Raw genomic sequence first — 15,633 nt, forward strand, 5'->3', positions numbered from 1 at the left:
CATGCGCGCCGAAAAGCCGGATCAGCCGGACAGCCCCGACATACGGATCGCCGATCATGAGTTCCGGCGGTTTTGCGACTTCCTTTACCGCCGCACGGGCATCGTCTTCGGCGATGGCCAGCGGGCCTATGTGGAACGCCGTCTGGCCGACCGGATCCTCGCCGCCGGCTCGCGCGGCTTCTCCGATCTCTTCGCCCGCCTGCTGGTCGAACCGGACGAGCTGGAGCACCTGATCTCCGCCTTCACGGTTAACGAGACCTATTTCTTCCGGGAGGACTATCAGCTCCGTTGCCTGACCTCCACGCTGCTCGACCGGATCACGGCGCGGAAGCGCCGCAGCCAGCCGATCCGCCTGTGGTCGGTCCCGTGCTCGACCGGGGAGGAACCCTATTCGATCGCCATCTGGCTGCTGGAGAACTGGCCTCATGTCGATTCCTGGGATATCGAGATCGTCGGCTCCGATATCGATGTCCAGGCCCTGAAGGCTGCGCGGGACGGCATCTATTCGGAACGGTCGTTGATGCGCCTGCCCCGCCCGTTGGTCGCCAAGTATTTCACGGCCCTGACCGACGGGCGGTACCGCATCGACGACGCGTTGCGGGGATCGGTCCAGTTCAGCCAGGTCAACATCATCGACCAGGGCGACACGGGACCGTGGCGCGACATGGACGTGATATTCTGCCGCAACGTGCTGATCTATTTCGACGACATGGCCCGCCGCACCGCCGCCAACAATCTTTACGACTGCCTGGCGCCGGGGGGATATATCTGCCTGGGCCATACCGAGTCCATGAGCCGGATATCGCCCCTGTTCCATGTCTGCCGGTTTCCGGAGGCCATCGTGTACCAGAAGCCCGGGGAGGGCGGCCATGCCTGATCGGCCCGCGCGACCGCGCGTCCTCGTCGTCGACGACGGCGCCCTGATCCGTCTCTATTACCGCGAGACCCTGGAGGCCGCCGGCTTCGAGGTGGCCGAGGCTCTCAACGGGATCGAGGCGCTGGAGAAGGTGCTGTCGGAATCCTTCGACCTGCTGGTCGTGGACATCAACATGCCGAAGATGGACGGCATGTCGTTCCTGCGGAACCTGCGCGGCGAGACCGCCTGCGCGGCAGCCGTCCCCGCCCTGGTGATCTCCAGCGAAACGGGCGAGCAGGACGCGGACGACGCGCGGGCGGCGGGGGCGAACTATTACCTGGTCAAGCCGGTCGCCGCGGCCGACCTCGTCCGCCACGTCGCCGTGCTGACCGGGGTGACGGCATGAACCCCCTGCTCGACCAGTTCCTGTCGGAAGGCCGCGAGCTGATCCAGGAGGCGACCCACGGGCTGATCGCGCTGGAGCGGACGCCTACCGGCGACGGGGTCGCCCTCGTGTTCCGCGCCTTCCATACCCTGAAAGGCTCGTCCGGCCTCTTCGACGTCCCGCCGATGACCCGGATGCTTCACGCGGCGGAGGATGCCCTGTCCGCCGTCCGCGCGGGCCGTGCCGCGATCAATGCGTCGCTCATCGACCTGCTGCTGGAAAGCCTGGACCGGACAGCCGCGTGGCTGGATGCCCTGGAAGCGCAGGGCGGGCTGCCTGCGGACGCGGACGCGGCGGCCTCGGACCTGATCGACCGTCTTCGCGGAGCCGTCATGGGAGACGGCGGCCCGGCGGAAGCACCGGCAACTCCGACCTCGAACGACCTGGCTGCCTTCACCGCGACCGAGCGGGCCGCCGCCCTCGACCTGCTGCGGCAAGGGGCTGCCGATGCCAGCGTGTTCAGGATCGTCTACGACCCCGATCCCGGCTGCTTCTTCACCGGCGAGGACCCGCTGAAGCTGGTCAGCCGCCTGCCGGGCCTGGCAGCCCTGCGGATATCTCCGCGGGAGGACTGGCCGGCGCCGGAGATCCTCGACCCCTTCCTGTGCAATCTGCGGATCGACCTGCTGGCCGTCGGCGAGGAGGAGGCGGTACGCCACCCGTTCCGCCTGGTCGCCGACCAGGTCCGTGTTTCCGCGGTCGATGCCGAAATCCTCGGCCCTGAACCCGCTCGTCCCCGCCCGCCGGCCGACCTCGTGAGCGCGGTGCTGGCCGAGCAGCGGCGCCTGCTCGCCGGCGCGACGCCGGAGGGCGAGGTTGCAGGACGCTGGGGATCGGCGGCGGCCGCCGCGGCCAACGCGCTGCGCCATGGGGGCCGGGCGGACCTGGCGGACGACGTCGGCGCGGCGCTCGTCCGGTCGGTGGAACTGCGCGACCCCGCTCCTCTGGCCGAGGCCCTGGATCTTGCCGTCCGCGCCCGGCAGTCCGCCGCCCGGGAACGGGATGTTGACTCCTCTCCGGCGCCGCTCCCCCCGTCGCGCCAGCTGAGGGTGGACGAAGCGCGCATCGACCGCCTTTTCGCCCTGGTCGGGGAGATGATCGTGGCCAAGAATTCGCTGGGCTGGCTGGCCGGACAGGCCGCACTGCCGGTCGGATCGGGAGACATCGTCCGGCCGCTCCGGGACCTGCACGCCGCGATGGACCGGCTGGTGCGCGACATGCACGATGCCATGGTGCGGATCAGGATGGTGCCGGTCGGCCAGGTCTTCGACCGTTTCCCGCGGTACGTCCGCGACCAGTCCATCCGCCTCGGAAAGCCGGTCGATCTGGTGATCGAAGGGGAGGAGACCAGCGCCGACAAGACGGTGGTCGACACGCTTTACGAACCGCTGCTGCACCTCGTCCGCAACAGCCTGGACCACGGGATCGAGCTGCCGGAGGAACGCCGCCGCCACTCCAAGCCGGACCGCGCCACCCTGACGCTGCGCGCCTTCCACTCCAACGACCGCATCGTGGTCGAGGTCGGGGACGATGGCCGCGGCATCGATATCGCCAACGTCGGGCGCCAGGCCGTCCAGGCCGACGTGATTGACGAGGCGCAGCTTGCCGCGCTGGGGGATGCCGAGACCTCCCGCCTGATCTTCACGCCGGGCCTCTCGACGGCGGAGGAGACGTCCGACCTGTCGGGTCGCGGCATGGGCATGTTCGCGGTACGCTTGGCGGTCGAGCGGCTCGGCGGCGGCATCGCGGTGGAAACCGCCCGCCATCGCGGGACGAACATCCGGCTGGAACTGCCGCTGACCCTGGCGCTGCTGCGGATCGTCACGGTCGAGGCGGGCGGAAGGCGGTTCGGCGTTCCGCTCGACGACGTCGCGGAAATGATGAGGCTGCCGGAGGACCGGGTCGGGCGTATCAAGGCGCAATGGGCCTTCGCATGGCGCGACCAGGTGGTCCCGCTGCATTCCCTCGCCGGCCTGCTGGACCTGGGCGATGACCTGCCCGCCCCCTCGGAGGCGCGGATGGTGTTGGTCGTCAGGACCAAGGACGGAGTCTTCGGCCTCGCGATCGACGGGATCGGCGAACGGCTGGAGGTGGTTCTCCGCCCGATGGACGGCGTGCTGGCCGACATTCCGGCCTATCTCGGGACGACCCTGCAAGGTGACGGGCGGGTGCTGCTCGTCCTTAACCTGAAGGAGATCCTGCCATGAGCGTCCGGCTCGCCGACGGGATCATCATCCTTGAAGGGGAATGCCAGGTCGACGAGGCCGAACCGCTGCTCGAATTGCTGCTGGCGGATCCGGGCGCCGCGGTCGATTGGTCCGGCTGCACCCATCTCCATACTTCGTTGGTCCAGGTGCTTCTCGCCCTTCGGCCGGGAATGGCCGGTTCCCCCGGGTCGGAATTCCTTCGAAAGTGGATACTCCCGACATTAAATTGCGGTTGACCGGGAATATCCCTTCGTCTCGCGATGAATGTGGCAACCATTCCGCTGCACCGCCATATTCATCTGGAATCCCGGCGGGCGCGGTTGCATTCTTCGGCATCAAAGTGGCGCTCTGGTCACGCCAAGCTCTAAGATCGAATTGGACGGCACCATCCGTCCCTCAAGGAGCGTATTGTCGGAGAGGCGGGTCGGAGTGCCCATTCTGGAGAAATTATAATATGGCTCGAACCGTGTTGGTTGTGGATGACAGCAAGCTGGCCCGTATGGTCGTCAAGCGTATCCTTGAGAAGACCCGATCGGACTGGCAGATCGCGGAGGCCGCCAACGCGCAGGAAGCCCTCGGCCTTCTGGCCGAAACGAGCGTCGACATCGCCCTGATCGACTTCAACATGCCGGACCGCGACGGCCTGTCGCTGGCCGAGGAGATGCGCGCCGCCAATCCCGACATGCCCATGGCGATCATCTCGGCCAACGCGCAGGACGCGATCCTCGCCCGCGCGCGGGAGCTGGATACCGCCTTCGTCGAAAAGCCGCTGACCGAGGACACGCTGACCAGCTTCCTTTCCGGAGCCGCGCTCAAGCTCAGGCGCGCCGGCAAATGACGCTGGATTTCGATGGCGACCGGATCGCGCTGACCGACCTGGAGCGCGACGCGCTGACGGAGATCATCAATATCGGCGTCAGCCGGGCCGCCAAGAACCTGGGCCGGATGGTCAAGGACCAGGTCCACCTGTCGGTCCCCCGCACCGAGATCATGAGCCGCGACCAGGCCGTCGGCTGGCTTTCCCACCGGGAAAACAGCAGCCTTGTCGCCGTCGGGCAGAACTTCCGCGGTTCCTTCTCCGGCCAGGCCCTGCTCATCTTTCCCGAAGCGAAGAGCCTGGAACTGGTCCGCACCATCCTGGACGACGGATTGTCGCTGGAAGAGATCGTGGACCTGGAGCAGGAGGCGCTTGCCGAAGTCGGCAACGTGGTGCTTAACGGATGCCTGGTCGTCATGGCCAACATGCTCAAGCAGGCGCTCGACATGTCGCTTCCCCGCGTGATGCGCGGCAGCAGCCAGGTCGTGCTCCTGGGAGGCAATGCGGACGACCCGGGCGAGCTGGTCCTTTTCCTGACGATCGATTTCGCTGTCCGCGCCCGAAACATCAACGGCTACATCGCCCTTTTCATGGATTTCCCGTCGCTCAGCGCGATCAAGTCGCTGATCAGCGACTATATCGACGGGTTCGAAGACAAAGAATGAGCCCCTCGTCCGACTCCATCCAGCACAAGAACCATGTCATGGATGCGCTCGACTCTGGAATCGTCATCCTGGGCGGAGACCACCGGGTCTTGACCTGGAACGTCTGGATGGAGCGCGCCACCGACGTGGCGCAGACGACCCTGATCGGGCGATCCATCTGGGACGTGTTCCCGGCGCTGCTCGACACCCGGTTCAGCGACGCGATCGGCGACGCGCTCCACGCCGGGGCGTCCAGCATCCTCACCCACTCGCTGCACTCCAGGCTGCTTCCCCTGCACCTTCCGGACGGGCGGCCGCTGCTTCACGACCTGATCATACGGCCCCTGCCCTCCCAATCCGGCCGGCAATGCCTCATCCAGGTCAAGGACGTGACGGTGACCGTCGAGCGCGAACGCCTGCTGCGCGAACGGCGCGATGCGAAATACAGGGCGGTCGTCGACACCGCGCAGGACGCCATCGTCACGACCGATGCCGGGGGCACGGTGCAATGGATGAACTCGGCCGCGGAGCGCACCTTCGCCATGGCCTCCCAGGACGCGGTCGGGCGGGACATCACCCATCTGCTCTCGCCCGGCGGGGATGTCCCGTGGCCGCGCAACCTGGAGGCCCTGGCGCTGCGGGAATCGTCCGCGCAACCGGTCGAGCTGACGGTTGAGCGCCATGACGGCACGGTGCTGAACCTGGAGCTCTCGCTTGCCCGCTGGCAGAGCGAGAACCGCAACTTCTTGACCGGCATCCTGCGGGACGTTACGGAGCGGAGACGGGTTCGGGACGCGCTGGAACAGGCCGTGGCCGACAAGACGGTGCTCCTCCGGGAGATCAACCACCGGGTCAAGAACAGCCTGCAACTTGTCTCGGGACTGCTGAACCTCCAGATGGCGAGCCTCGTCGACAAGTCGGCCCGCTCGCTGCTCAAGGAAGCCTCCGACCGGATTGCCGCGGTGGCACGGGTGCATCATCGTCTTTACCAGACCGACAGGTTCCGCACCCTCGACTTCGCGGCGTTCCTTGATGAAATGTGCGACGACCTGATCAAGGCATCGGGCGAGCGCGTCTGCGATATCCATCTCGCGACCGAACCGCTGGAAGTCAGCATCGACCACGCCGCCCCGCTCGGCCTGATCACCAACGAGCTGATCACCAACGCGATCAAGCATCGGGGTGCCGATCCCGCCGTCATAAAGGTCACTCTGGAGTGCTGGCCTGACGGCTACGCCCTGACGGTGAGCGACCAGGGGCCGGGACTTCCCCCCGGCTTCGACGCCGCCAAGTCCAGGACCCTCGGCATGCGCATCGTCACGGCCCTGACCCGCCAGATCGGAGGCACGCTGGAGATCCCGCCGGTAGCCCGCGGAACCACCTTCCGCATCACCGTGTCCGGTCACCAGCACTCCTGCACCGATCCGGAGGACGGCGCTCCCTGAGCGATCGTTGATCGGCAATAGGTCATCGTCAGCTGGCCGGCAAGCGGTATAATATGTGGTAAAAGCCGGCTCCGCCAAGCCTCGACTGAAGCCGCAGCAGGAAAATCGGCCAAGTTTTCCAGCATAAGGAAAATGCAGTTTCAGTGCTGGAGCCGTTCATCCTGCCAGCCGAATCTCTGTCCGCATTATCTTGCCCAAAACCACATGGGCGTTACGTTTTCACGGACCTGAACATTGTCCAATCCCCTTGACGAGCTACTTCATCCACGACCGTGAAACACCGGACCTGTGCGATGAGGCAGCAGTGAAAAAATCCGTATATAACTCGACGCCGAGGCAGGTCCGCGAAGAATTGGACGCGCTGCCTGCCGACGAGCGGCTGGTCATCATGCTGGTTTGCGTCGAAGGCTTGAGCTACCAGGAAGCGGCGTCGAAGCTCTTCACGTCCGTGGAAGCGATCAAGACGCGCCTGCTTCGCGGCCGCCTTACATTGATGACGAAGCTGGCCGGCAAAGAGCAATGCCTTGCGCGATCCGACATCGTCCGCCATCGCGGAGATGGGCGAAAGCAGGAAATCTTCGACAGCCCCGCTCCGGACGGAACCTGAAAGCGATCGTACCTTTGGACAGGGCTCTTTCACGATCGTAGGATGTCCGCTATCGTTCTGGAGTGCGGACTGGGATTTGACATGCCGGATCATTTCGATCCGGCATGTCAAAAAAGGATAGCCGGGAATACCCAGTTCTCCGAGTCGTCATATATATGGGCGATAGGTCAAGAGGGGGATGAACTGAAACGAAGGCCCGGCGGCTACATGGATGAAGCTGGAATTTGATCGCCAACCCGGTCCAGGCGTTTCCCTGGCGGTTCAATGCGAAATTCGGCGATGACAAATTTTTGTACCATGGGGGAAACAGTTGCATTCTGAATCGTCATAAGTCTAGCTTCCGATAATCCGGACCAATTTCGCTGAGAGGCCCTACTTCATGGTATGCCCCACCGCGCTTCAAACTTCCGGTACTGACAGAGCTCCCCAACCGAAGCAATGGTTGCCCGGAGCCATGTCAGCCAATTACCGGAACATTGATCCAGACCACATGTTGAACTGATTTCAGAGAGATGATTGCGGCGCCATCCATCCGGTTATCCGTAGTATTTGGCAACGCCCGATCCGCAGGAGAAGTTTTATGCACGATCTGCTTGTCGCGGGACAGCTCTACAGCACCGTTGAGGGCAGCCTGGATGAAGGCCTGATCATGGCTTATGTCGATGGTGAGCTGGACCAGGATGGGCGAAGCTATGTGGAGGGCTTGCTCGCCGGCAACGCCGAGGCGAGGGAATTGGCGGAACTCCTGCGTTTGAGCTCAACCCTGGTAAGGTCCGCCTTCGTCGAGGCACCCGAGATGCCCATGGCCCGCCTTTCGGTCGTTCCGTCGCAGACCTCCGGCCCCTCAAGGCCGACGATGCGGAGCAGACGCATGCAAAGGAACGCTTGATCGAAGCCGGCGGCCGACTGTTCCGCATTTTCCGTCTCCTCGACGGGGCCGGATGGGCATGCATAGGCCGGAGCTTGCATCTTGATGGCGTATGTATGAGCAGCCATCAAGCCTTATGAAGTTTTCGCATAAGTGTATTTTTGTTTAAATCGGTCTGGTTGGCTTTGCCGCGAACAAGTCGACTCAACCGGCTCATGTGCCCGGCGCAATCTCCTAGAACTTACCGACTTCCACCGTTGGTAATAGATAAAGCGGAGAACAGTCTTATTTATCTAGCCTTCGTATATGATCTATAGCAACCCACCCACTGCCAGCAGGGCACTTGATTCAGTAACGCTGAATGTGTTTTCCATTTTATAGATTTTTTTCTAGAATGGCTGGATGGTGCCGTGTCACAAGGAAATTCGTCCTCCTGCAAAAAGTGGGTAGCTCTGAAGTCCCTCCAGGCGAATCCCCAAATTTATCATAACATTTCCCCATTAAGCATCTGCCAGGATCGAAACGGCCGAGGCGCCGCCGCGATCTCACTTAATAATTCCGAGTGGTACTGGAACTGGGTGGCGGGGCCGTGAGAGACAAGATTGTTGCCATTCTGCCGAAGTTGCAACGCTTTGCACGGGTCCTGACGGGGTCGCGGGATGCCGGGGACGAGTTGGTGCAGCGGGCCTGCGAACGCCTCCTGCGCAAGCCGGAGGCATACGACGGCATACTTTGCCTGGAAAGCTGGATGTACCGGGTGATCAACAATGCCTGGATCGACGAGAAGCGCAGCGCGCGCAACAAGCTGTCCGATCCGATCGAAGCCGGCATGGAGATCGTCGGCGAGAACGGCGAGAACACGATCGACGTTCGATCCACCCTGGCCCGGGTACGCCTGGAAATGGCGCGGCTGCCGGCGGACCAGCGGGCTGCCTTGATGCTCGTCTGCGTCGACGGGCTGAGCTACCAGGAAGCGGCGAGCGTCCTTGGAATACCGATCGGCACGCTGATGAGCCGGCTTGCCCGCGCCCGCCTCGCCCTCGCGGAAAGGATGCGGCAGGCCCATTCCGGCACCGCCTGCACTCCCGTGGGCAAAGTTGGCTGAGCCTCTAAAGAATTCGACACTCTTCCAGAGTGGATGAGCGAAGATCAAGATCGAGTAACGCCGGAATCGGCGACCATGGAGGGGTGATCGGCTGGCCGCCAGGACCCGGCTGCTTCAACGGAGAAGGCTCCCGGCGATGCCCCTGCGTACGGAATGTCCATGATAGAACTGACAGATGAAATCCTCGTCGCCTATGTCGACGAGGAATTGCCCCTAGAGACAAGGTTGGCCGTAGAGGCCGGCATTGCCCGTGATCCCGTCGCGCAGTCCAAGGTCAGGGACATGCGCGAGACCGCCGCCCTGCTGCGGTCCGCCTTTCCGGAAGAAGAGCCCAGGGACGGCAGGGACAATATCGTCCTGCTCAAGCCCAGGCCGAGGTCCGGCTTCGCCAAGAACCCCATCCTCCTGGCGGGCCTCGGGGCGGCCGCCATGGTCGCCCTGGTCGTCGGCACCGGTCTCTCCTCGCTTCCGTCGCACGGCGGGCGCGCCGACTTCATGGCCGACGTCGCGGCCTATCATTCGGTATACGCAGCGGAAACGGAACATCTGGCCGAAGTCCCGGCATCGCGGAAGGACCATATCGAGGAATGGCTGGGTGCCCGCATCGGACTCCAGTTCACGGTTCCCGACCTCTCGTCCGAGGGTTGGATCTTCGAAGGCGGCAGGTTGCTCGCGGAAGCCGATCAGCCGATCGCGCAGCTGCTCTATTCCGCCCCGCACCGGCAACCGATCGCGCTGTGCATCACCAAGTCCGACCGGACGGAGAGCGATCCGGCCCGGTACGATCCGGGGAAAGGACTGAAGGTTGCCGCATGGGATGATAGCGGGTACCTATACATCGTAGTGGGCGCCCTTGCTCCGACCGAACTCGATCGACTTACGCAGGAGGTCAGGGATCACTTCCAGCATGCCTGATAAGCGAATTCGAGTGTCCGGTCTCTTTGGTGGCATCACGGCGGAAACGGCCCGTCCGCCGGAATACGCCACCGACCAGATCGTCATCGCATCGAGGGCACTGCCTAGTCAAAGCTGGAGGAAGTCATGGGGAATCCCCGCCAAGAGGCTCAAAGCCTGAAAGCAATCCGTCCGATGGCCGGACGCCGGATACCCGACCGCCGGATACCCGACCGCCTGACGGGTAACCGGAAGCGTCCGTCAGCGGCTGACGGCTTTACCCTCCTGGAACTGCTGGTCGTGCTCGTCATCCTCGGGCTTCTGGCGTCGGTCACCGCCCCGGCCGTCGCGCGTTACCTCAGCGGAGCCAAGGTGGACGCTGCGAAGTTGCAGATCCAGAACCTGTCGACCACTCTCGACATGTACCGGCTGGATACGGGAAGCTATCCGTCCCAGCAGGACGGATTGAAGGCCCTGGTCGAGCGCCCGTCGGGCGCGCAGCGCTGGAACGGCCCCTATCTCCGGAAGGCCGACATGATCAAGGACCCCTGGGGTCAGGAGTACAGATACCGGACCCCGGGAGAGCGGGCCGAGGTCGAAGTGTTCACGCTGGGCGCGGACAAGGCGGTCGGCGGCACCGGGGAGAACCAGGATCTGGGCAGCTGGTGATCCGGTCACCGATTCCCGTTCCGATCAGATCATGAAACGTTCCGCCGGCTTCACCCTGCTCGAACTGCTCGTCGTCATGACGATAGCCGGGCTGGCGATGCTGGCGGCCCCGCGCCTGGGAGGGTCGTGGGCCGAGGGCGCGAAGGAGAGAGCCGCCGTCCGGGAGCTGGGGGCGGCGATGTCCCGCGCCCGCTACATGGCGACGGCGACGCGAAGCCCGGTCGAAGTGCAGTTCGACCTGACGGCCCGCGAATGGCGGATCCAGCCCGGCGGGAAGGGGGGGCGCCTGCCCGGCTCGGATGTCCGGGTCCTCGGAATCGACGGCGGCGCGCCGGGCGACGCCGCCACGCCCGCGATCCGATTCTATCCCGACGGGGGCTCTTCGGGCGGGACCGTCCTCCTGGATCTGCCCGCCGCCAGCCGCGGGCAGGCACGGATCGCGGCTGACTGGCTGAGCGGCAGGATCCAGGTCGATGATTGATGCCCCGCCTGCCCGCGGGCAGCCCCGACCCGCCGGCCGCCGTCCCGGCTTCAGCCTGATCGAGGTCCTCGTCGCGCTTGCGATCCTGGGCATCGCGCTGGGTGCCATGCTGCCGCGCCTTTCCTTCGGAAGCCTGGCGTCCGAGCGCGCCGAGCGCACCGAGGAAGCCGTGATGCTGGCGGAAAGGCTTCTGGCCGAGGTGGGGCGGACAATTCCGACGCCGTCCGGATCGCCCGTCGACGGCACCGGCCCCGACGGGTTCTCCTGGCGCATCGAGACCTGCTGCCTGCGCACGTTGAAAGACGCCACTGCGCAGAGCACCGCCGGCATCGCCGATATCCGGGTGGAAGTGTCGTGGCTGTCCATGCGGGGCATCAGGAACATCTCGATGGTGACCCGCCGGATCGTGCCTGGGGAAGCGAGATGACTCGCCGGCCCGGGTTCACGCTCCTGGAAATGCTGGTGGCGATGACGCTGATCTCCTTCGTCATGGTTGCCGGCCAGCAGGTGATCGCCCTTGCGGCTCGCGCCGCGGCGCCTCGGGGCGACGGCGGCCATATGTTCCTGACGCAACGCCAGATCGCCGATTGGCTGGAAACAGCCCTGCCCGTCCGGTCGGACCGGCGCGACCGCGCACCGCTGATCTTCTCCGGAGACCAGACCTCGCTCCGCTTCGTCACGGTCCTTCCGCAACGCTTCGGCGTCGGCGGACCGAACGTCGTCACCCTGGGCGGAACGCCCGGCGGCCTGCTCGCCAGATGGCAGCCGCTTCGCCTCAGCGGCGAGCAGCGGATCGATGAACGGCTGATCCTGGAAGGCGTAGAGCGGGTCTCGTTCCGCTACTGGGACACTGTCGGCGGTTGGCGGAACGCCTGGCCCGCCGGCCAGCGCCTGCCCGACCTGGTCGAGTTGACCGTGAGCGGCGGTCCCGCCGAGGAATGGCCGCCGATCGTCGTGGCCCCGCGCAATCGCTGACGGTTAACCGTCGATCGAGCGCCAGCCGGACCAGGCGACGGGCTGGCGCATGTCGCCGGTTATCCTGAAGGATGCCGCGCGCGTCAGCCTGATCCCGCTTGGCAGCACCGCCTCGGCCGTCACCGAGAAGATGCGCCGTCGGGAGGGCGCCACCCCGCTCAGCAGCCCGGCAGCCTCGACCGCGCTGCCCAGACGCTGCAACCCGGGCGGTCCCACGACCGGGTCGAACTGCGCCCGGCCACTTTGGACCGTAAGGAACGGCGCCGCCGCGGCAACCAGTTCCGGGGTCATGCCAAGGACCTGCTGCAGTTCTCCCACGGTGTCGAACACCCCGTCCTTGGCACCCGCCGCCAGTCCGGCCGCGGCATACTCCGGATCCTCGGCGCCGTTCGGCCGGCGCAGATTGTCGATGTCGCGGAAATCGGCGATGCGCTCGGACAGCGCCATCGGATCCTCCGCGGTAAGGGCCGGAATGTCCCGCATCAGGTTTTCGAAAAGCAGCGCAAGCAGTTCCGGCTGGGCGCCGTTGAGGTCGATCCTGCCGTCCTCGTCCTGGATCGTCACGTGGACCGGGATGTCGTCGATGAGAAGGTCCAACTCCTGCACGCCGGCGAGGCCGGTCGCCGGCTGCACCGAACCGAGGCGCTCGACCGTCTGGAACGCCGCCTCCTCCACGGCCCCGTCGGCCGCTGCCCGGACCCGGCCCATGTCCAGGGCCCATGTGCTGCGATCTATGTCGAAGCCGGTACGCGACGCCACGATCGCGGTGAACAACCCCACCACCATGACGATCCAGAATACCGCGATCAGGGCGAAACCGGGTCTGCGCATAACGTTGCCTCGACGATGCCGACGGGATCCTGACTTGCCGGCCGCCGCTCGGCCATGGCCAGGCGGAAACCGACGAGCGGACGCGCCGATGTGGGTTTGCGCCTGGCTTATCCCACTGGCGGATGGCGGAACTTTGACAGGGCGGTGCCGGACGCCGCCCGCATCATTCCCGATCCGCTTTTCTTCCGGCGGAATTCGCCTTGGCGACCGCCGACACAAACTTGCGAAGGGTGCGGCTGCCCGTTTCAAACCTGGTCGATACCATCTTCCCTGCGTCGAACCATTCCCGGGACGATCGTCCCGGGGCGATTCATCCGACGGCAGGCGTGATGATCCGTCGTGGAGACAGGACCCCGCTTCACTGGACCGGAAGCCCCTGCCCAGTGCCCTGGATCGGCTCCCTGTAGACGACCGGCAGCAGCGCCTGCATGCGAGACCGCAGTTCGTTGGTCATGTCGCGGGCATCCTGGGTAGATTGCACGATCCGGGGCCGCAGCAGGATAAGCAGCTCGGTGCGCCGAACGTCGGTCGACCTGGTACCGAACAGCGGCCCGACGACCGGCAGCCTCGACAAGTAGGGGACGCCGTCCATGCCGGCGGTGGCACCGTCGCGGATCAGGCCGCCCAGGCCGATCGTCTCGCCGCTCCTGACGGCCACCGTGCTGGCGATCCGGCGCTGGGCGATCGTCGGGGCATCGATCTCGGATGTGGTCGTCACCGTCGCCTCGGAGACGTTCTGCTCGATCTCCATCCGGACCATGCCGCCCTCGTTGACCCGCGGGACCACCTGGAGGGTGACGCCGGTATCGACGTACTGGACCGAGTTGACGATCGGCGCGTCGGGATTGACGACGCTGACCGCCTGCTGGACGGGGATCGGCACGCTGTCGCCGACCTGGAGAAGCGCCGTCTGGTTGGTCAGCGCCAGGACCTGGGGCGACGAGATCACCCGCACGTCCGTGACCGATTCCAGCGCGCGCAGGACGACCCGCGCGTCCGGCGTGTTGAAGGCGACGGCGAAGCCCGGCAGCGCCGGCTGGGGCGTCGCACTGGCGCTTTGGCTCAGCAGGGCCTGGAAATTGCCGCTGTTGAAGAACCACTGCAACCCGTACTGGAGCGTATCGTTGAGGGTCACCTCGGCGATGGTCGCCTCGATCAGCACCTGGAGCGGCTGGGTGTCGAGCTGGCGGAGCGCGTTCTCGATGCGCCGGTACTGCTGCCGGGTGCCCTGGACGATCAGTGCGTTCCGGCTGTCGTCGGCGATGATCCGCAGGCCCGGTGCCGCCACGGCCGTGAAGCCGCTGCCCTGCCCCTGCCCGCTCCCGTCGAACCCGCCGCCGAACCCGGAGCCGCCCTGGCCGCCGAAACCGCCGCCGCCCAGGGGATCGCCGCCGAGTCCCCCCTGTCCGCCCTGCCCCAGTCCGCCCTGGCCAAGACCTCCTTGACCCAGACCGCCCTGGCCCAAGCCGCCCTGCCCCAGCCCTCCCTGGCCGGACGATCCGCCCTGCCCACGGCGGGTCAGGCTGGACTGGGCGAGCTGGCGCGACTGGAGCCCGGGGGCCAATCCCCCGATCTGCTGGCCGGTCTGCTCGGCGCCGAAGATCTGGCCCAGCGCCGTGGCGAGGTCGGCCGCCCTGCCGTTCTGGACGGGATAGACGAACAGCTCCGGATCGGACCCGCCGCCCTCCTGGTCCAGGCGCTCGGCCCAGTTGAGCATGCGGTCGATCATGTCGGCGTTGCGCGTCACGATCACCAGGGCGCTCATGCGCTCGACCGGCACGAAGCGAACCTCCTCGTTCCCCTCCTCCGATCCGAAGATCGCCGTCAATTCCTCGGCCATCGCTGCGGGAGCCGCGTAGCGGAGCGGCTTCAGCGCGAAGGACATGCCCTGCAGCTGGTCAAGGTCGATCGCCTGCACGGTCGCTTCCATCAGGTCCAGCTGCGGCTGCGATCCGGCCAGCACCATGATGTTGCGCTTGGGATCGACCGAGACCACGGCACCCCGGGGCGTCAGCGGGGCCAGCAGCTCGGACGCCTTGGCGGCCTCGATGTGCCGCAACGGAAGGACCCGGACCCCCATTCCCGGTCCGCCGCCAAGGGCCGGGCCGTTGGTAAGGCCGGATTCCGCCGGAACCACCTGGTAACCGTTGGGGAAAGGAACCAGCGACACGCCATGCATCTGGAGCACGCGCTCGACCAGCGGCAGGACGTCGGCCCGCGGGATCGCCCCGCGCGTGTCGACGCTCACGGTTCCCTCGATCCGCGGATCGACCGCATAGGTCAGTCCGAGAATGTCGCCGAGCACGGCGCGCGCGAACTCCCTGATGTCGGTGTCCGGGAAGTTCAGCTCCACGCTCTCGCCGGACGGCGACGGCCGGGTGGAGGTCGCGGGCATCTGGATGCGCAGGCCGCCCCGCTCGACATAGGTCGGTCGCCTCGGCGGTTCTTCCCGGCCGCCGGCGGCAGGCCCGAGCCCCCCGGGTGGAACGAGCGACGTCGGCTGACCCGATGTTCCGCCGTCCGGGCGCATCAGCTCGGACATCCGTTCGTCCAGGTTGTTCCGCGCCGTACCTTGCGCGCATCCCGCCAGAAGGGCCAGGACGGCACAGGCAGAAATTCCCAGTCTGAAACCGGATGGAGCGGGTCTTTGCTGTGTCGTCATCGATCGTTCACCGACTAAAAGCAACCAGGGTTCAAGGGAAGACCTGTGTCGGAAACCGAAACTTCCGTCGGTCACCGAGGCTTGCACTCACCGATGGTACCGGTTCATTTGTTCTATCACTCATGAT

The 15,633-nt window shown here is 65.6% G+C and carries 17 protein-coding genes; 15 read left to right on the plus strand and 2 right to left on the minus strand.

Annotation, left to right across the window (positions count from 1 at the left end):
• Window position 1 precedes the first annotated feature (1 nt).
• The 15 genes from JL100_RS13435 to JL100_RS13505 all read left to right on the plus strand — a co-directional run bounded on the left by JL100_RS13435 (window position 2) and on the right by JL100_RS13505 (window position 12,013).
• Window positions 2-877: a CheR family methyltransferase gene (locus tag JL100_RS13435; protein WP_202680204.1), complete on the plus strand. Its 876-nt coding sequence runs from the start codon at window positions 2-4 to the stop codon at window positions 875-877.
• Entirely contained in the window at window positions 870-1,262 is a 393-nt protein-coding gene (locus JL100_RS13440; RefSeq protein ID WP_202680205.1) for a response regulator, read from the plus strand. Before JL100_RS13435 ends, JL100_RS13440 begins: the two co-directional genes overlap by 8 nt.
• Entirely contained in the window at window positions 1,259-3,508 is a 2,250-nt protein-coding gene (locus JL100_RS13445; protein WP_202680206.1) for a chemotaxis protein CheA, read from the plus strand. Before JL100_RS13440 ends, JL100_RS13445 begins: the two co-directional genes overlap by 4 nt.
• Window positions 3,505-3,744 (plus strand): hypothetical protein, encoded by a 240-nt coding sequence (locus tag JL100_RS13450; protein ID WP_202680207.1) that lies wholly within the window; start codon window positions 3,505-3,507, stop codon window positions 3,742-3,744. The genes JL100_RS13445 and JL100_RS13450 overlap by 4 nt, the downstream gene beginning before the upstream one ends.
• Before the next feature lie 218 nt (window positions 3,745-3,962).
• Window positions 3,963-4,346: a response regulator transcription factor gene (locus tag JL100_RS13455; protein WP_202680208.1), complete on the plus strand. Its 384-nt coding sequence runs from the start codon at window positions 3,963-3,965 to the stop codon at window positions 4,344-4,346.
• The gene (locus tag JL100_RS13460; protein ID WP_202680209.1) at window positions 4,343-4,990 is read left to right on the plus strand and encodes a chemotaxis protein CheX; all 648 of its coding nucleotides are present in this window, start codon (window positions 4,343-4,345) and stop codon (window positions 4,988-4,990) included. Before JL100_RS13455 ends, JL100_RS13460 begins: the two co-directional genes overlap by 4 nt.
• The gene (locus JL100_RS13465) at window positions 4,987-6,414 is read left to right on the plus strand and encodes a sensor histidine kinase (protein WP_202680210.1); all 1,428 of its coding nucleotides are present in this window, start codon (window positions 4,987-4,989) and stop codon (window positions 6,412-6,414) included. The genes JL100_RS13460 and JL100_RS13465 overlap by 4 nt, the downstream gene beginning before the upstream one ends.
• Before the next feature lie 247 nt (window positions 6,415-6,661).
• Window positions 6,662-7,021 (plus strand): RNA polymerase sigma factor, encoded by a 360-nt coding sequence (locus JL100_RS13470; RefSeq protein ID WP_202680211.1) that lies wholly within the window; start codon window positions 6,662-6,664, stop codon window positions 7,019-7,021.
• Window positions 7,022-7,601: 580 nt separating this feature from the next.
• Window positions 7,602-7,910, plus strand: a complete 309-nt coding sequence (locus tag JL100_RS13475; protein ID WP_202680212.1) for an anti-sigma factor family protein — start codon at window positions 7,602-7,604, stop codon at window positions 7,908-7,910.
• A gap of 568 nt (window positions 7,911-8,478) precedes the next feature.
• Entirely contained in the window at window positions 8,479-8,994 is a 516-nt protein-coding gene (locus JL100_RS13480) for an RNA polymerase sigma factor (RefSeq protein ID WP_202680213.1), read from the plus strand.
• A 159-nt stretch (window positions 8,995-9,153) separates the two neighbouring features.
• Window positions 9,154-9,909, plus strand: coding sequence for an anti-sigma factor family protein (locus JL100_RS13485; protein WP_202680214.1), 756 nt, complete (start codon window positions 9,154-9,156; stop codon window positions 9,907-9,909).
• Between the two features lie 174 nt (window positions 9,910-10,083).
• Complete coding sequence (gene gspG, locus JL100_RS13490) at window positions 10,084-10,557, plus strand: type II secretion system major pseudopilin GspG (RefSeq protein ID WP_202680215.1); 474 nt, start codon at window positions 10,084-10,086, stop codon at window positions 10,555-10,557.
• A 31-nt stretch (window positions 10,558-10,588) separates the two neighbouring features.
• Window positions 10,589-11,038, plus strand: coding sequence for a GspH/FimT family pseudopilin (locus tag JL100_RS13495; RefSeq protein WP_202680216.1), 450 nt, complete (start codon window positions 10,589-10,591; stop codon window positions 11,036-11,038).
• Complete coding sequence (locus JL100_RS13500) at window positions 11,031-11,465, plus strand: type II secretion system protein (RefSeq protein ID WP_202680217.1); 435 nt, start codon at window positions 11,031-11,033, stop codon at window positions 11,463-11,465. Before JL100_RS13495 ends, JL100_RS13500 begins: the two co-directional genes overlap by 8 nt.
• The gene (locus JL100_RS13505) at window positions 11,462-12,013 is read left to right on the plus strand and encodes a prepilin-type N-terminal cleavage/methylation domain-containing protein (protein ID WP_202680218.1); all 552 of its coding nucleotides are present in this window, start codon (window positions 11,462-11,464) and stop codon (window positions 12,011-12,013) included. Before JL100_RS13500 ends, JL100_RS13505 begins: the two co-directional genes overlap by 4 nt.
• A gap of 3 nt (window positions 12,014-12,016) precedes the next feature.
• Here JL100_RS13505 and JL100_RS13510 read toward each other — a convergent pair whose 3' ends face one another.
• Window positions 12,017-12,844, minus strand: coding sequence for a type II secretion system minor pseudopilin (locus JL100_RS13510; RefSeq protein ID WP_202680219.1), 828 nt, complete (start codon window positions 12,842-12,844; stop codon window positions 12,017-12,019).
• Between the two features lie 358 nt (window positions 12,845-13,202).
• A complete protein-coding gene (gspD, locus tag JL100_RS13515; RefSeq protein ID WP_202680220.1) occupies window positions 13,203-15,386 on the minus strand; it encodes a type II secretion system secretin GspD in 2,184 nt (727 codons plus the stop codon).
• Window positions 15,387-15,633: the final 247 nt, after the last annotated feature.

This window comes from Skermanella mucosa, assembly GCF_016765655.2.
GTDB classification, from domain to species: Bacteria; Pseudomonadota; Alphaproteobacteria; order Azospirillales; family Azospirillaceae; genus Skermanella; species Skermanella mucosa.

Bases quoted from the DNA above. Each gene is read 5' to 3' on its own strand.
- JL100_RS13435 (WP_202680204.1), top strand. From the start codon at position 2: ATGCGCGCCGAAAAGCCGGATCAGCCGGACAGCCCCGACATACGGATC.
- JL100_RS13440 (WP_202680205.1), top strand. From the start codon at position 870: ATGCCTGATCGGCCCGCGCGACCGCGCGTCCTCGTCGTCGACGACGGC.
- JL100_RS13445 (WP_202680206.1), top strand. From the start codon at position 1,259: ATGAACCCCCTGCTCGACCAGTTCCTGTCGGAAGGCCGCGAGCTGATC.
- JL100_RS13450 (WP_202680207.1), top strand. From the start codon at position 3,505: ATGAGCGTCCGGCTCGCCGACGGGATCATCATCCTTGAAGGGGAATGC.
- JL100_RS13455 (WP_202680208.1), top strand. From the start codon at position 3,963: ATGGCTCGAACCGTGTTGGTTGTGGATGACAGCAAGCTGGCCCGTATG.
- JL100_RS13460 (WP_202680209.1), top strand. From the start codon at position 4,343: ATGACGCTGGATTTCGATGGCGACCGGATCGCGCTGACCGACCTGGAG.
- JL100_RS13465 (WP_202680210.1), top strand. From the start codon at position 4,987: ATGAGCCCCTCGTCCGACTCCATCCAGCACAAGAACCATGTCATGGAT.
- JL100_RS13475 (WP_202680212.1), top strand. From the start codon at position 7,602: ATGCACGATCTGCTTGTCGCGGGACAGCTCTACAGCACCGTTGAGGGC.
- JL100_RS13485 (WP_202680214.1), top strand. From the start codon at position 9,154: ATGATAGAACTGACAGATGAAATCCTCGTCGCCTATGTCGACGAGGAA.
- gspG (WP_202680215.1), top strand. From the start codon at position 10,084: ATGGCCGGACGCCGGATACCCGACCGCCGGATACCCGACCGCCTGACG.
- JL100_RS13495 (WP_202680216.1), top strand. From the start codon at position 10,589: ATGAAACGTTCCGCCGGCTTCACCCTGCTCGAACTGCTCGTCGTCATG.
- JL100_RS13500 (WP_202680217.1), top strand. From the start codon at position 11,031: ATGATTGATGCCCCGCCTGCCCGCGGGCAGCCCCGACCCGCCGGCCGC.
- JL100_RS13505 (WP_202680218.1), top strand. From the start codon at position 11,462: ATGACTCGCCGGCCCGGGTTCACGCTCCTGGAAATGCTGGTGGCGATG.
- JL100_RS13510 (WP_202680219.1), bottom strand. From the start codon at position 12,844: ATGCGCAGACCCGGTTTCGCCCTGATCGCGGTATTCTGGATCGTCATG.
- gspD (WP_202680220.1), bottom strand. From the start codon at position 15,386: ATGTCCGAGCTGATGCGCCCGGACGGCGGAACATCGGGTCAGCCGACG.